At 56.9% G+C, this 13,966-nt stretch carries 12 protein-coding genes and 1 tRNA gene; 6 read left to right on the top strand and 7 right to left on the bottom strand.

Features of this window, described 5'->3' with window-relative positions; all coding sequences use genetic code 11:
- The 3 genes from VN887_13145 to VN887_13135 all read left to right on the top strand — a co-directional run.
- A partial coding sequence (locus VN887_13145) for a FecR domain-containing protein (GenBank protein HXT40951.1) occupies nucleotides 1-2,013 on the top strand: 2,013 nt, incomplete at its 5' end.
- Complete coding sequence (locus tag VN887_13140) at nucleotides 1,935-3,344, top strand: TonB-dependent receptor (GenBank protein HXT40950.1); 1,410 nt, start codon at nucleotides 1,935-1,937, stop codon at nucleotides 3,342-3,344. The genes VN887_13145 and VN887_13140, both read left to right, overlap by 79 nt.
- A gap of 57 nt (nucleotides 3,345-3,401) precedes the next feature.
- Nucleotides 3,402-5,471 carry an adenylate/guanylate cyclase domain-containing protein gene (locus VN887_13135; GenBank protein ID HXT40949.1) on the top strand — a complete coding sequence of 690 codons (2,070 nt, stop codon included), beginning with the start codon at nucleotides 3,402-3,404 and terminating at the stop codon, nucleotides 5,469-5,471.
- A gap of 16 nt (nucleotides 5,472-5,487) precedes the next feature.
- Here the strand turns inward: VN887_13135 and hemW are convergent, their stop codons facing one another.
- Together hemW and VN887_13125 are read right to left on the bottom strand one after the other, a co-directional pair.
- Nucleotides 5,488-6,714, bottom strand: a complete 1,227-nt coding sequence (gene hemW / locus VN887_13130) for a radical SAM family heme chaperone HemW (protein ID HXT40948.1) — start codon at nucleotides 6,712-6,714, stop codon at nucleotides 5,488-5,490.
- A 71-nt stretch (nucleotides 6,715-6,785) separates the two neighbouring features.
- Entirely contained in the window at nucleotides 6,786-6,992 is a 207-nt protein-coding gene (locus tag VN887_13125; GenBank protein HXT40947.1) for a cold-shock protein, read from the bottom strand.
- Nucleotides 6,993-7,346: 354 nt separating this feature from the next.
- Here VN887_13125 and VN887_13120 point away from each other — a divergent pair, with 354 nt between their 5' ends.
- Nucleotides 7,347-8,693, top strand: coding sequence for an arylsulfatase (locus VN887_13120; GenBank protein ID HXT40946.1), 1,347 nt, complete (start codon nucleotides 7,347-7,349; stop codon nucleotides 8,691-8,693).
- A gap of 18 nt (nucleotides 8,694-8,711) precedes the next feature.
- On the opposite strand, the gene VN887_13115 is transcribed toward VN887_13120, so the two are convergent.
- The 5 genes from VN887_13115 to VN887_13095 all read right to left on the bottom strand — a co-directional run bounded on the left by VN887_13115 (nucleotide 8,712) and on the right by VN887_13095 (nucleotide 12,297).
- Nucleotides 8,712-9,791: a formylglycine-generating enzyme family protein gene (locus VN887_13115; GenBank protein ID HXT40945.1), complete on the bottom strand. Its 1,080-nt coding sequence runs from the start codon at nucleotides 9,789-9,791 to the stop codon at nucleotides 8,712-8,714.
- Nucleotides 9,792-9,835: 44 nt separating this feature from the next.
- A tRNA-Ser gene (locus tag VN887_13110) sits at nucleotides 9,836-9,925 on the bottom strand.
- A gap of 84 nt (nucleotides 9,926-10,009) precedes the next feature.
- Nucleotides 10,010-10,846: a type II secretion system protein gene (locus VN887_13105; protein HXT40944.1), complete on the bottom strand. Its 837-nt coding sequence runs from the start codon at nucleotides 10,844-10,846 to the stop codon at nucleotides 10,010-10,012.
- 212 nt (nucleotides 10,847-11,058) lie between these two features.
- Nucleotides 11,059-11,874: a hydrogen peroxide-dependent heme synthase gene (hemQ, locus tag VN887_13100; protein ID HXT40943.1), complete on the bottom strand. Its 816-nt coding sequence runs from the start codon at nucleotides 11,872-11,874 to the stop codon at nucleotides 11,059-11,061.
- Between the two features lie 33 nt (nucleotides 11,875-11,907).
- The gene (locus VN887_13095; protein HXT40942.1) at nucleotides 11,908-12,297 is read right to left on the bottom strand and encodes a hypothetical protein; all 390 of its coding nucleotides are present in this window, start codon (nucleotides 12,295-12,297) and stop codon (nucleotides 11,908-11,910) included.
- A gap of 194 nt (nucleotides 12,298-12,491) precedes the next feature.
- Between VN887_13095 and VN887_13090 the strand changes: the two genes are divergently transcribed.
- Together VN887_13090 and VN887_13085 are read left to right on the top strand one after the other, a co-directional pair.
- The gene (locus VN887_13090; GenBank protein ID HXT40941.1) at nucleotides 12,492-13,640 is read left to right on the top strand and encodes a methyltransferase domain-containing protein; all 1,149 of its coding nucleotides are present in this window, start codon (nucleotides 12,492-12,494) and stop codon (nucleotides 13,638-13,640) included.
- A 98-nt stretch (nucleotides 13,641-13,738) separates the two neighbouring features.
- A partial coding sequence (locus tag VN887_13085; GenBank protein ID HXT40940.1) for a hypothetical protein occupies nucleotides 13,739-13,966 on the top strand: 228 nt, incomplete at its 3' end.

Below are 13,966 nucleotides of genomic sequence, written 5' to 3'. Positions count from 1 at the left end.
GTCGAGATTTCCGCCGTGGGGACGACAAGCTGGTCGGCCGCCCTCACCAACCAGGTTCTCCAAATCGGCGACCGTTTGCGCACGGGCATACGCAGCCGCGCCACACTCCGCCTGTCGGAGAAAAGCGTGCTTCGCGTCAATGAGCTAACCACGTTGAAAATCCAGCCGCCGCCGAGGGAAAACAACGCGCCGGTCCTCGATTTGAATTCGGGTTCAACCTATTTTTTCAGCCGCGAAAGACCCGCGACGGTTGAATTTCGCACGCCGCTGGCCTCGGGAGCGATCCGTGGCACAGAGTTCAACCTCGCCGTAGCCGAAGACGGACGCACCGTGTTGTCGCTGATTGACGGTCTCGTCGCGTTGAACAACGAACACGGCCAGGTTGATTTGAAAACGGGTGAACAAGGGGTGATCGACCCGGGCAAAGCGCCCGAACGAACCGCCCTTATTGATGCCATCAACATCATTCAATGGTGTCTCTACTACCCTGGCATACTCGATGTGGACGAACTGGAACTCAGCGCTGGCACGCGGCAGATCCTCTCCGCGTCGCTTGCGGCCTATCGGCAGGGTGATCTGTTGCAGGCGCTCGCCGCTTACCCGGAGAATCGCAACCCGGACTCCGACCCCGAACGAATCTATCGGGCGGCGTTGTTGTTGGCGGTCGGTCAGGTTGAACAGACCGACGCGCAGCTTAAACAGCTTCAGTCCGCGTCGCCCCTCGCAGGGGCACTGGAGGAAATGATCGCCGCCGTAAAGCTTCAACCCTGGAACCGTGTCGCCCCTCCGCAACTGGCCACCGAGTGGCTGGCCGAGTCATATTACCTCCAGTCACGGTCTCAACTCGAAGCGGCTTTGCACGCTGCGACCTCTGCCACGGTAAAATCGCCCAATTCCGGTTTTGCCTGGGAGCGCGTCGCGGAACTCGAATTCAGCTTCGGGCGCACGCGACAGGCGTTGACCGCCCTGGAGAAGGCCCTCGAATTATCCCCGCGCAACGCCGAGGCAGTTTCCCTGGAAGGCTTTCTTCTAACCGCGCGGAATCAGATCGGCGACGCTCTCATTCTTTTCGACAAGGCCATCGCGCTTGACCCGGCGCTCGGCAACGCATGGTTGGGACGTGGATTGTGTCGCATTCAGCAAGGCGACTCCGACGCGGGACGCCGTGATCTGCAAGTCGCCGCCGCACTCGAACCGGGCCGCTCGGCCCTGCGCAGTTATCTCGGTAAGGCGTTCGACAATGCGGGTGACGATAGACTCGCCAGAAAGGAACTCGGACTGGCGAAGCGTCTCGATGCTCGGGATCCGACCCCATGGCTTTACTCCGCTTTGTTGGATCAGAGGGAAAACAAAATCAATCAAAGTGTAAGTGACCTTGAGAAATCGCAGGAATTGAACGATAATCGCAGCGTTTTCCGCTCACGACTGCTGCTCGATCAAGATCGCTCCGTGCGCGGGGCCAATCTCGCCGCCATTTATCGCGATGCTGGAATGACCGATGTGAGCGTGCGCGAAGCATCGCGGGCGGTGAATAGTGATTACGCGAACTTCTCTGCGCACTTGTTCCTCGCCAACAGCTACGACACGCTGCGCGACCCGAAGCAGATCAACCTGCGTTACGAGACTCCCTGGCTCAGTGAATTATTGATGGCAAATCTCCTCTCGCCCGTGGGCGCGGGATCGCTCTCCAGTTACGTTTCGCAGCAGGAATACTCAAAATTTTTCGACCCAAACCGGCCGGGGTCATTTCGAGCACGGAGTACTTCAGTGGCGGCAACTGGCACCAGACCGGGTCGCAGTACGGCACGCTCGGCAACTTCAGCTATTCCCTCGACGCCGATTACCTCCTCGATAACGGCCAGCGCGCGAACAACGATATTGACCGCCTCAACTTGTCGGCTCGATTCAAGGAGCAGGTTGCACCCGGGGACAGTGTGTACCTCGAAGCTCAATACCAAAGCATCGACGCCGGCGACGTGCGGCAGCTTTACGACCAGTCGTCTGGCAGTCTGACGCTCAGGACCAAAGAAACGCAGGAACCCAATATCTATGCAGGTTACCATCACGAATGGAATCCCGGTATGCACACGCTGTTCCTAGCAGCGCGGCTCAATGACACGCTTAAAATAAACGACCCCTCTTCCACCGTGCTTTTCCCACGGTACGCCGGCGGCACGGTGACCTCTGTGAGCGGAGAGCCGTTCTCTGTGGACTACCAGAGTAAATTTGAAGCCTATTCGGCCGAACTCCAACAACTATGGGCGGTCGACAAGCACACTCTCATCGTTGGCGGAAGATTTCAGTCGGGCTGGTCGGACACAGCGGACACGCTCACGCGGCCAAATACGCTGCCACCTCAAACGTTCCCGGACGAGGTGCATGCTGATTTGCAACGACTCAATTTCTACAGCTATTACGCGTGGCAAATCCTCGAACCCCTTCAACTGACGGCCGGAGTCAGTTACGATCGCCTTTATTTTCCGCGCAACATCGACAGCCCGCCATTGACCGACGCGCAGGTGACGGAAGACCAGGTTTCCCCCAAAGCGGGACTGATTTGGACCCCCTGGAAATACACGACAATTCGTGGAGCCTTTACACGCTCCCTGGGCGGCGTTTTCTACGACAACAGCGTCCGGCTTGAACCGACGCAAGTCGGAGGGTTCAACCAGGCCTTTCGCAGTGTTATTCCGGAGTCAGTGGAAGGATCAATTCCCGGTTCAAAGTTTGAAACGTTTGACGCGGCGCTGGATCAGAAACTACCTACTGGAACCTACATCGGCGTCATCGGCGAAATCCTCTACTCAAAGGCGGACGCATCTCCGGGGGTATTCACCAACAGTATCTTCATTCCAGTACCCGACAGTCCTTCGAGCACCCGCGAACACCTGGCCTTCCGTGAAAGGTCGCTGACGCTTTACGCCAACCAACTGCTCGGTGACTATTTCTCGATCGGTGCGAGCTACAAGCTTACGCAAGCGGATCTGAACGATCAATTCCCCGACATTCCCCCCGGAACCGTGGGCTATCCAGGCAAGGATGTCCGGGCGTTTCTTCATCAAGTGAACCTCTTCGCCCGCTTCAACCATCCATGCGGATTGTTCAGTCAAATTGACACGGTCTGGTCGCAACAGTCCAACCAGGGCTATTCTCCGGACATTCCGGGCGATGACTTCTGGCAACTCAACGCCTTCGTTGGCTATCGATTCCTGCACCGGCGTGCGGAACTCAAGCTCGGCTTGCTGAACATCACCGACCAGGATTACCGCCTGAATCCGGTCACCCTCTATTCCGAACTGCCGCGCGAACGGACGCTGGCAGCGAGCTTCAAATTCTACTTTTAAGGAGACGCGCTTTAAATGAGATTGCCGCCGGACTAAATGTCCCAGAACCCGTATCCCGTGGGATCAGCCAGAGCAATCGCAAAGAATTTGGTCGCGCATCGGAAGGCAGGACTCGTCATCGCCGTCGTCACGGTTCTGGCGGGTATTCTTCTTCTTGAACTCAAGGTCAAAGATGTTTCGATAGGCGCGGGTCTGGTCAACCTGAGTTATGACCTGCCTTTCAATCTAAGAAAGAACATCTGGCCGGACGAGGCGGTCATCGTTTATCTGGATGATCAGTCGCGCGTCGCTCTGAACCAACCTTCAAACGCACCTTGGGACCGCTCGCTCTACGCTCAACTCCTCGAACGACTGACCGCGGGCGGCGCGAAGGCCGTCGTCTTCGACGTCCTTTTCATTGATCCCGGATCTCCGCAGGCAGACCAAAGCCTGGCGAAAGCCATGCGGGGTTGCGGCAAAATTATTTTGGGTGCCGAGCTGACAACCGTCGAAAGCGGGTTCATCGATCCGGGGGACCTTACGGCCTCCGGCCATGCCCTGAGCCGACCAGCTGATATTTTTCTCAATTCGGCAGCGGGGATGGGATTAGTCATGCACACGGTCGATGCCGATCGCGCCGTTCGCAAACACTTTCACGGCTTTTCGCTCGAGGACCCGCCAAGCATCGCATGGGCGGCGGCGGAACTGATCGGAGCGGAGGTGACTCGCCATCCCGAACAGCGATTGGCGCCCCGGTGGATCAACTACTACGGGCCACCGGGCGCCATTCCGAACGTCAGCATTTCGCGCGTCCTGCTCGGCGGATCGGCCGAGCTACCACCCGATTTTTTCCGCGGTAAGGTCGTCTTTGTCGGAGCACAACCGACGGCGGGCTTCACAGGATCGGGGCGAGATGAGTTTAAGTCACCCTATGCCCGTGGCCGATTGACTTTGAACCTCTCTTCTCCCGGCGTGGAAATACACACGACAATATTTTTGAATTTGCTTCGCAACGATTGGCTAAGGCGACTGCCCGAACCAATCGAATTGGCGCTTCTTGCCCTTGCCGGAATCCTGTTCGGTTATGGTCTGACGCTCGTCGCTTCACCGGCCGCCGTCCGTATTGCGCTTGGAGGCGCCGTAATGATTTCAACGTTTGCTTACGTTCTGTTTGTTTACGATCGAGTCTGGTTCGCGTGGGCGATCCCCGTAATGGTTCAAATTCCCCTGGCCTTGTTCGGCTCCCTTGTTTCCAACTGGCTCGATCTCTACGTGGAAAAGAGGTTACTCGAACATTCCCTGTCACTCCATCTCTCGCCCAAGCGCATCAAACAGTTTGTCCGCCATCCCGAACTGTTGAAGCCGGGTGCGGAAAAGCAAATGCTAAGCATCATGTTCACTGACATTGAAAATTTTACCAAACTCTCCGAAGGGATGGACCCTGACGATCTCGCCCGCGCCATGAATGAGTACTTCGGGACGACCATTCCGTGCGTCCATCAGGTCGAAGGCACGGTCATCAAACTCATCGGCGACGCCATCCTCGCCGTCTGGAATGCGCCGGACCCTCAACCCAAACACCGCGAACTGGCTTGCACCGCCGCGATTCTTCTCAACAGCAAGGAGGTCCGCTTCAGCGGGAAACAATCCGCTCTCAAATTAAGGACGCGCATCGGCATTCACACCGGACTTGCCAACGTCGGTAACTTCGGCAGCACCACGCGCATTGACTACACGGCGATCGGCGAAAACGTGAACCTCGCGTCTCGTCTGGAAGGTTTGAACAAATATCTCGGTACCGACATTCTGGTCACCCGAGAAACGCTCGAGGGATGCAGCAGTGAGATCGTCAGCCGTCTGGCAGGAAACTTCCGCCTGAAGGGATTTGAGAAACTGGTCGAAGTGCATGACCTTCTGGGACGACGCGACCAGGCGGAGGTGACAAAGAGCTGGCGCGATGTCTTCGCAGGGGCACTTCAGGAATTTCAACGAAACAACCTCGAAGCTGCCGAAGCCGGATTCCGGCACACCCTCGAAATCCGACCCGACGACGGTCCTGCCAGGTTCTACCTGCAACAGATCGCCGACCTTCGGATCCATCCTCCGCCATTCGACTGGCGCGGTGAAATCGAGTTGAAGGACAAGTAGGCTTTTCTTTCCGTGATCATCTCAACACGGGAATGTCGTGATCGAGATTTCGCTCCACGTCAGCCTCACGAAGTTGCGGTCTCAAAAACAATTCGGCGGCGGCGTCGGCGAATCGCAATCCTTCGGGCGTGAGCCTAAAGCGGTCGCTCTCAAGGAAACCCCAACCCTGTCGACACAACCATTCCATCTCCGACGACCACTCCTCACGCAAATCGTAACCGGTCGTTTGCTGGAACAAGCCGGAGGGCCAGCCGGCGTTCATGCGGAGGCCAAACGCGGCGACTTCTCCCGCGTGCGCCAGGGGCGGCAGCTGTTCGCTCGACTCGATGGCGCGGCTCCCCTTCTCCAGTTGCTCGCAGTAAAGGATTGTGTTCGACCAATTCTTGGTTCGCACGCCTCGCACGCGCCCCGTCGCGCTCGGGCCCAGCCCGTAAAATGATCCGCCGCGCCAGTAGTTGATGTTGTGCCGGCAAGCGTAATCGGGCACTTCTGAATCGTGGGTTGAGCGCACGCGAGCGAAATTCGCGATCTCGTATTGCACGAAACCGGCCACGGCGGCGCGTTCAAGGAGTTCATCGTACATCGCGCAAGCCAGATTCTCGTCCACTTCGAACTGTCCGGCCTGCAGTTGGTTGAACAGCGGGGTGTCCTCTTCATAAATCACTTCGTAGCAGGAGAGGTGCTCGCTGCCCAGGGCGAGCGCTTCCTTGAGCGTCGCGCGCCACATTTCCAGTGTCTGGCCCGGAATCGCGAACATCAAATCCAGATTGATGTTGTCGAATCCGGCAGCGCGCAAAATATCGAACGACTTGAAAACCATGTCGCGAGTATGAACGCGGCCCAGTCGGTCGAGCAAATCGCTATCGAGCGACTGTACACCCATTGAAATGCGGTTGACCCCGTACGATCGCAGCAGTCTGGCTTTGTCAGCTGAAACCGTCGCGGGATTACACTCCACTGTCCATTCGGCGGCGCCGAGGAGGTTCAATCTCTCCATGGCGCAAAGAACCTGTTCCCACTGGCGCATACCAAGCAACGACGGCGTTCCTCCGCCAAAAAACACCGTGGAAGGTTCCAGGTCCGCCGTCACGAGTTCCAGCTCCTTGATCAGAGCTGCGACGTAACGCTTGACGGTTTCGCTGCCAGCCTTCTCCGAGTAAAAAGCGCAGTATTCACATTTGTGCGCGCAGAAGGGCACATGTACGTAAAGGCTGGCAACTGGACGCATGAAATCGCCGGACATCACGGAAGACTATTCCCTCCACGCGGAGACGTGAACGAAAAACTACAGAGTGCAGCGCAGTACCCGCAGGATCACTGCTGCGCGCGCTGAACATTCTGCGCCTTCAGCCCTTTGGCGCTTTCGACAATCTCAAAGTGAACGACTTCGCCTTCATTCAGGGTTTTAAAGCCCTGTCCCTGAATGGCAGTGTGATGAACGAACACATCCTGGCCGGTTTCCTGGGCGATGAAGCCAAACCCTTTCTTATTGTCGAACCACTTGACTTTGCCACTGGCCATAACTTGCTCCTGTTCTCTGAGGCACAAAATTGAAGCGGACACCCGTTGGCCCCCACCAACCGGTGTCCGCTTCAGTTTATGGAAACGCGCATGCGCCTCGAAATACCGGCGTCATTTAAGGACGCCGGGGCGTCAACGTCAAGGACTAGTTTTACCAAATTGGCAAAGTGTGGATGTTTCGTCGGTTCACTTCATTTACAGTTTTGCGGCACCGATTGGCGTCAAATGTTCGCTATTTTTGTTGGCCGCGTCATTGTGGTCTTTTAATATTCTCCCATGCATTTCTGCCGACGTATCGTAGCATGCACCACGGTTTTCGCTGGCTTCCTTTTAGCGCATGGTCAGGCGCCGTCTTTGGAAAGTCTGCGCGCCCGCCGGGCACAAAATCCGCCAAATATCATCCTCATACTCGCTGATGATCTCGGTTACGGTGATCTGGGTTGCTACGGCCAAAACAAAATCAGGACGCCAAACATTGATGGCCTGGCCAGGGAGGGTATGCGGTTCACGCAATGTTATGCCGGCTGCACGGTCTGTGCTCCATCACGCTGCTGCCTGATGACCGGGATGCACACCGGCCATGCACGCATCCGCGGCAACGCGAATGTGCCACTCGCAGCGGACGACCTGACAATTGCCGAGGTCCTCAAGCCGGCCGGCTATAGGACGGCGCTCATCGGCAAATGGGGACTGGGCAATGAGGGAACCACCGGCATTCCGAACAAACACGGCTTCGATGAATTCTTTGGATACCTCGATCAGGTTCATGCGCACAACTACTATCCGGAATTCCTCTGGAGGAACGAACGGCGATGGCCCGTCCCCGGCAACGCGAACGGACAGAAACGGGATTATTCAAATGACTGGTTTACCCGCGCGGCCACCAATTTCGTTCGCATCAATCAGAAGCATCCCTTTTTCCTTTACCTCGCTTACACCCTCCCTCACGCCAACAACGAACTTGGTGCCAGGACCGGCAATGGCATGGAAGTGCCCGGTGATGCGCCCTACTCAAACGAGGGCTGGCCGCAGCCGGAGAAAAACAAGGCTGCGATGATCACTCGCCTCGACACGGACGTGGGTAAGGTTCTGGAAAAACTCAGAGAACTGAAGCTGGAACGCGACACGATCATCTTTTTCGCCAGTGACAACGGCCCGCACCGGGAGGGTGGCGTGAATCCAAAATATTTTGACAGCTCCGGCAACTTGCGCGGTATCAAACGAGACCTTTTCGAAGGCGGCATCCGAGTGCCGATGATCGTCCGTTGGCCCGGCCATGTCAAAGCCGGCTCGACAAACGGTCAAGTCTGGGCGTTTTGGGACTTTCTGCCCACCGCCGCGGAGATAGCCGGAGTCCGGCCACCGCAAGGTCTCGACGGGTTTTCAATGCTGCCTGCCCTGATTGGTTTGGAACAAACGAATCAACACGAGTTTCTTTATTGGGAATTCCACGAGCGCGGTTTCCAGCAGGCCGCGCGCATGGGCGACTGGAAGGCGGTAAAACTCGAGACGGACAAACCACTTGAACTCTACAACCTCAAGGCTGACCCTGGCGAAAATGAAAATGTCGCGGACAAAAATCCGGGCATCGTGGCGAAAATAGAGGCCTACCTGAGAACCGCGCGTTCCGAATCAAAGAACTGGCCGATCAAACCTGCCACACGAGGAAAGCCTGATCTGTCAAAGCAAGTCGTGCGATGACTCCGACTGCGGCGGCAGTCAATGAGGAGGCGGCGCGTCCTTGACGCAGCGAAAGCCGGCGTGCGAAAGACCGGTATCCGGGGATGATTTCATTCGTGCGCTTGGCCGATACCCTGTACAATAGAGATCGCTGCAAAGATAGGAACCGCCGCGCAGCACTTTTTTCGGAATCTGCGGTTCATCAGGATCAAAACTTTCAGACGGGCCACGAGGATTGTTCAGGGGGCTTGCTGCATAGTAATCGGGCCGGTACCAATCGCTACACCATTCCCAAACGTTGCCGGCCATGTCGTACAATCCGTAACCATTGGACGGGAAACTCGCGACGGGCGCTGTTCCTCGAAAACCGTCGCGTTGCGTATTTTCGTTCGGAAAGCGGCCCTGCCAGATATTTGCCTGCCATCGCCCCCCCGGCGTTGATTCATCGCCCCAGACATAGGGCTTACGATCGAGTCCACCACGCGCAGCGTACTCCCATTCGGCTTCAGTTGGCAGACGCTTCCCTGACCATGTGGCATATGCCAGCGCGTCGAGCCAGCACACATGAACGACGGGGTGTTTTTCACGGCCCTTTACATCGGAACCCGGCCCCTCGGGGTGGCGCCAGCTGGCGCCGGGCGTCCATTTCCACCAGAGGTAGTGATTTTCGAGCGACACTTCTCTCGCCGGCGGATTAAAGACGACAGAGCCCGGCACGAGTCGTTCGGCCGTCGCGCCTGGAAAATCACGGGGATCGGGGCTGCGCTCAGCGATTGTAAGATATCCCGTGGCGCGGACAAATTCTTCAAACTGCTCGTTGCTGACCTCCGTCTTGTCCATCCAAAACCCGTCAACGGCAACCTTGTGGACGGGTCGTTCATCCGGATTGCCTCCTGCAGAGCCCATCCAGAAAATTCCGCCAGAAATCCAAACCATCCCGTTTGTCGGGGAATCCAGCGCGTGCTCCGGCAGGGACGGTTTCGCCCGAGTGAAAAACGAGCGCTGCGATTGGCCCGGAAGGTCCATTTTAATGACGACAAAGGAGCCAACCGCGACCCCGCCAAGGGCAACGGCAAGCGCAATGATGAATTGTTTAGAGCCGTTTGGATTCCCGCTCATGCGACCCGGCAAAGCTTAATCGGCGCAAGGGAGGAAGCAAAACGTGGCGGAAGGGGTGGGATTTGAACCCACGGTAGGATTGCTCCTACGCCTGATTTCGAGTCAGGTGCCTTCAACCACTCAGCCACCCTTCCATGCGACGACAGGACTCGACGCATTGTGCGGCAAGAGGTCCGCGGAGCAAGCTCATTTGCGGTACCAACAAGAAACAGAAAGGATTAGAAACTGGTCTTCGAGCGACCGTCCAGATGCTCGACGCTCGCACGATCTGCGACCCAATCGAAGTCCGCCCTTTGGGCAGGGTCAATGGAAAACGGAAGCGCCGCGGCGTACGCGCGAGCCGGGGGCATCGTGGACGCGTCGATCCAGCGGTGGGTTTCCGCGTGTCCGTCGGCAAAAGTGAAACTGGCCGCACCGTTGTGGTAGGATGCCGGCAGGTCATTCCATTGCAATTCTTCCAGACGATTAAGAAAATACCCATCGTTGATGCTGTCAGGGTGCTCATCCAGAAAAACGAAAATCTCCGTCGGGCGCTCGAAATCGGTGGCTTTCAGAAACTGCTTGTATGCGGGGTTGAACACGTTCGTGCCGTACACCGAATTGGGACCGGCATCGCCGACCATGGCGTTCATGGAATAGCTTCGGACACGTGCCATCCAACCGGCTTCCCTTTGACTCTCGCTCAATACGCGGTCGGAGGGACAGCGATAGACCGCGGCCACCCGGCTCGCGTATGCAGCAAAGCTTCCTTTGCTTACAAACGCGGTATTCGTGTTGTCGGCATTGTCCACCGCCCAGTCCAGAAAGTTGTTCACCCAGTTGTAGTCGCGTCGGGGTGCAAGGCCGCGGTTGGCAATGCTCCCAAGATTGTAAGGCAGGCGTTCGCCGTTGTCGGCCGCATACAGCATCCACGCCAGCGAGAGCTGCCGGGCGTTGCCCAGACAGCCAATCGTCTGCGCTTTGCCCTTTGTTTTCATAACAGCAGTCGAGAGCAGCCCCGCGAGAATCGCGATGACAGCCATCGCCACAAGGAGTTCGATGAGGGTGAACGCCACCTCAACTGACTCCCTCCCATCCCGCGATGAGACTTGCTTTGTCAATGCATCCATCATGCGCCACTAATCGTTGATGCTGCGCTCACGGAATTAGTTACGGGAGGAGTTTAGGTCGAAATTTGGCGGCTGTCAAAGGGGTGCCGCATCATTGCCCATACTCTAAGCGCTGTCCGGTTCAGTCCAAGCGTATCGCGGCAGAAATTACGAGGGAGTCACAAATGGAGGTGCTCCCAAAGGGCCGCCGCCGGCAACCGCAAATTCACATAAAACGGTCCGAACTCGCCATACCGAGCACTCACCTCGTCAAAGCGCATCTCGTACACGATCTCTTTCAAGGCGTCCGTTTGATGCGCCATCAGGGTCACGCCCCATTCCCAGTCGTCGATACCGGTCGAGCCGGTGATCAGCTGCGAAACACGCCCGGCAAACTTGCGCCCGACGCGCGCGTGCCCGCTCATCAGTTTCTTCCTCGCGGCGAAATCCAGCAGATACCAGTTGTCGGCGCCATTCCGTCGCTTGCTCATCGGGTAAAACGCCATTACCTCCCAGTCAGGCAGTTCCGGGTAAAGGCGATAATGCTCGTACTCCGCCTGTCGCTGGCGCATTTCTGCGAGCCGTTTGTTAAACGGATCACTTCCCGGTTCCAGTTTTTCCTGCTGAATCAGTGTTTGCTTCATGTCCTCCTCAGACGTCACATATTCGGGCAGTTCGGTCACACTGAGGTAATTGTAAGCGCGTTTCAGTGTTCCCGGGGGGAAACAGCCTTCCAGATCGCGGTGAATCTCCCCTGCCTGCCCCAGCTCCGCAGCGGTCAGCATGAAAACCAGGTCCGCCTTGCCGCCGATGTTTGCATAGCTCGTCAATCGCGGATGCGACGGACCCGCATTTGCTCGGCAGAGCGCCTCCAGTCTGGTCAGTATCGCCGCGGATTGACCCTCCGCAAGTTGAGCCCACTGAACCCGATCGACGCGATAAAACAGGTGAAGGACATGAATGCCTCTGGCAAGTTTGACCACGGGGAGTTCCATAAATGGCGCGAACTTGAAAGCGAATAAATGTTATTACACCTGCAAAGCCTGATCCAGCAACTGTGGAAGCTGTTCTAGAATCGCATCGCTGCCCGCGACCATTGTGGCGCCCGCCGCTGTCGCAGCAGACTGCATCGTTTCGTTTTTTGGGTCGGTGTAGGCGATTATCGGAATGTGTTGAGTTTCGGAATTCTTTTTTAATTCACGAATGTTTGCACAAACGTCCCCGGTTGCGGAAAAGAGATCCGCGACAACGATCAAGGGTTTGTCCTGGCGCGCCTGCTGGACCAACATCCGAACATCGTTGAGTGCTTGCACCCGGTAGCCCAGATCCTGCAGGCGGTTGACCAGTTGACTGCCGGGCAACAGGTTTTCGTAGAAAACGAGCGCAAGCGGTGTCGTCATGACCGAAGCTTGGAACATGTGCCCGCAAATTGCAAAAATTTTCAGGAACACTTTTCTTCACCGCCACCGAGCCATGCTTCTGCGAGTGAGCCCCTGTTCGGTGCTGTTGATTGAACCTGCCTGCCGCAGGTACCTGCCGATAATCGGCTGGTAAGACCGCGCATTTGCCTCTAGGTTCAACGCCCGGCTGATTGGCGCATCCAGCCATCAATATGATCAATTCCGAATCCGCGGTTAAGCAGCGTTACGCGGCTGCTGCAAAAACGACTGAGAGCACCCTGTGTTGTCCAATCGACTACGACCCGGGCCATCTTCAGGTCATTCCAGAAGAAGTGATCGAAAAGGATTACGGATGTGGCGATCCCACCCGATACCTCAAACCGGGCGAAACTGTTCTCGATCTGGGCAGCGGCACGGGAAAACTCTGCTTTGTCGCAGCACAGGTCGTCGGAGCGCAAGGCAGAATCATCGGCATTGACATGACGGATCAGATGCTCGAAGTGGCGCGCCGCAACGCGCCTCTTGTTGCCAGACGGCTTGGCTATGCGAACGTCGAGTTTCGGAAAGGCCGGATACAGGATCTCGCACTGAACCTGGAAACACTGGAGGACGAACTAAAACAACGCCCGATCACCGGGGCCGCCTCATTCCTGGCGGCCAACGAACTCGCGCAGGAGTTGCGCGTCCGGCAGCCGCTCGTGGCAGACAACTCCATTGATGTGGTTGTCTCCAATTGCGTACTGAATCTGGTGGAGCAGAAATCGAAACGACAGTTGTTTGATGAAATATTCAGAGTTTTGAAAGAAGGGGGCCGGGCCGTGATTTCAGATATCGCTTCCGACGAGCCGGTCCCGGTGCGCCTCCAGAACGATCCCAAACTCTGGAGCGGGTGCATTTCGGGCGCACTTACAGAGGAAGGCTTTTTGCGGGCATTTGCCGGGGCCGGTTTTCATGGCATGCGGGTTCTGAAGTGGAATGCCAGGCCGTGGGCGACGGTCGAAGGCATCGAATTCCGCTCGATGACCATCGAAGCTTTCAAAGGTAAAGCCGGACCGTGTTTCGACCACAACCAGGCGGTGATCTATCTTGGTCCGTTTAAGGAGGTCCTCGACGACGCCGGACATCGCCTTGAACGCGGACGCCGTTATGCCGTGTGCGGAAAAACCCACGAGCTTTTCCAAAACGAACCTTACAGGCAGTACTTCGCCTTTGTCGACCCCTTGGCACCCCTTCCGCCCGAACTGGTGAAGCCGCTCGATTGTTCATTGATCCGGCTGCGTCACCCACGCGAAACCAAAGGCGAAGGCTGCAAGGTCACGGCTCCGGCGAGCGAGTGTCCCGTCAGCGGCGGGTGCTGTTAACGACCGCGATCACATTGCATGCGACAGAGCCACACTCTTTGAAACTGAAGCCGACAACCGTCTTCGGTCTGGCGGCTGCCACCGCACTTCTGACCGCTATGAAGTTTTTAAATTGGCAGGGGCCCGTGCGGCAGGTTCTGCGTTGGATTGATGATTTGGGACCTTGGGGAACGCTGACGTTCATGCTCGTTTATGTGGTGGCCTGCGTGCTCTTCATACCCGGACTATTACTCACTCTCGGCGCAGGCGTACTGTTCGGCGTGGTGCGGGGCACAATAATTGTTTCGATCAGTTCGACACTGGGCGCCACGGCCGCCTTTTTGATA

Source organism: Candidatus Angelobacter sp., assembly GCA_035607015.1.
Classification (GTDB): Bacteria; Verrucomicrobiota; Verrucomicrobiia; order Limisphaerales; family AV2; genus AV2.
The sequence above is the reverse complement of the archived record's forward strand: the minus strand, read 5'-3'. Positions and strand labels throughout refer to the sequence as shown.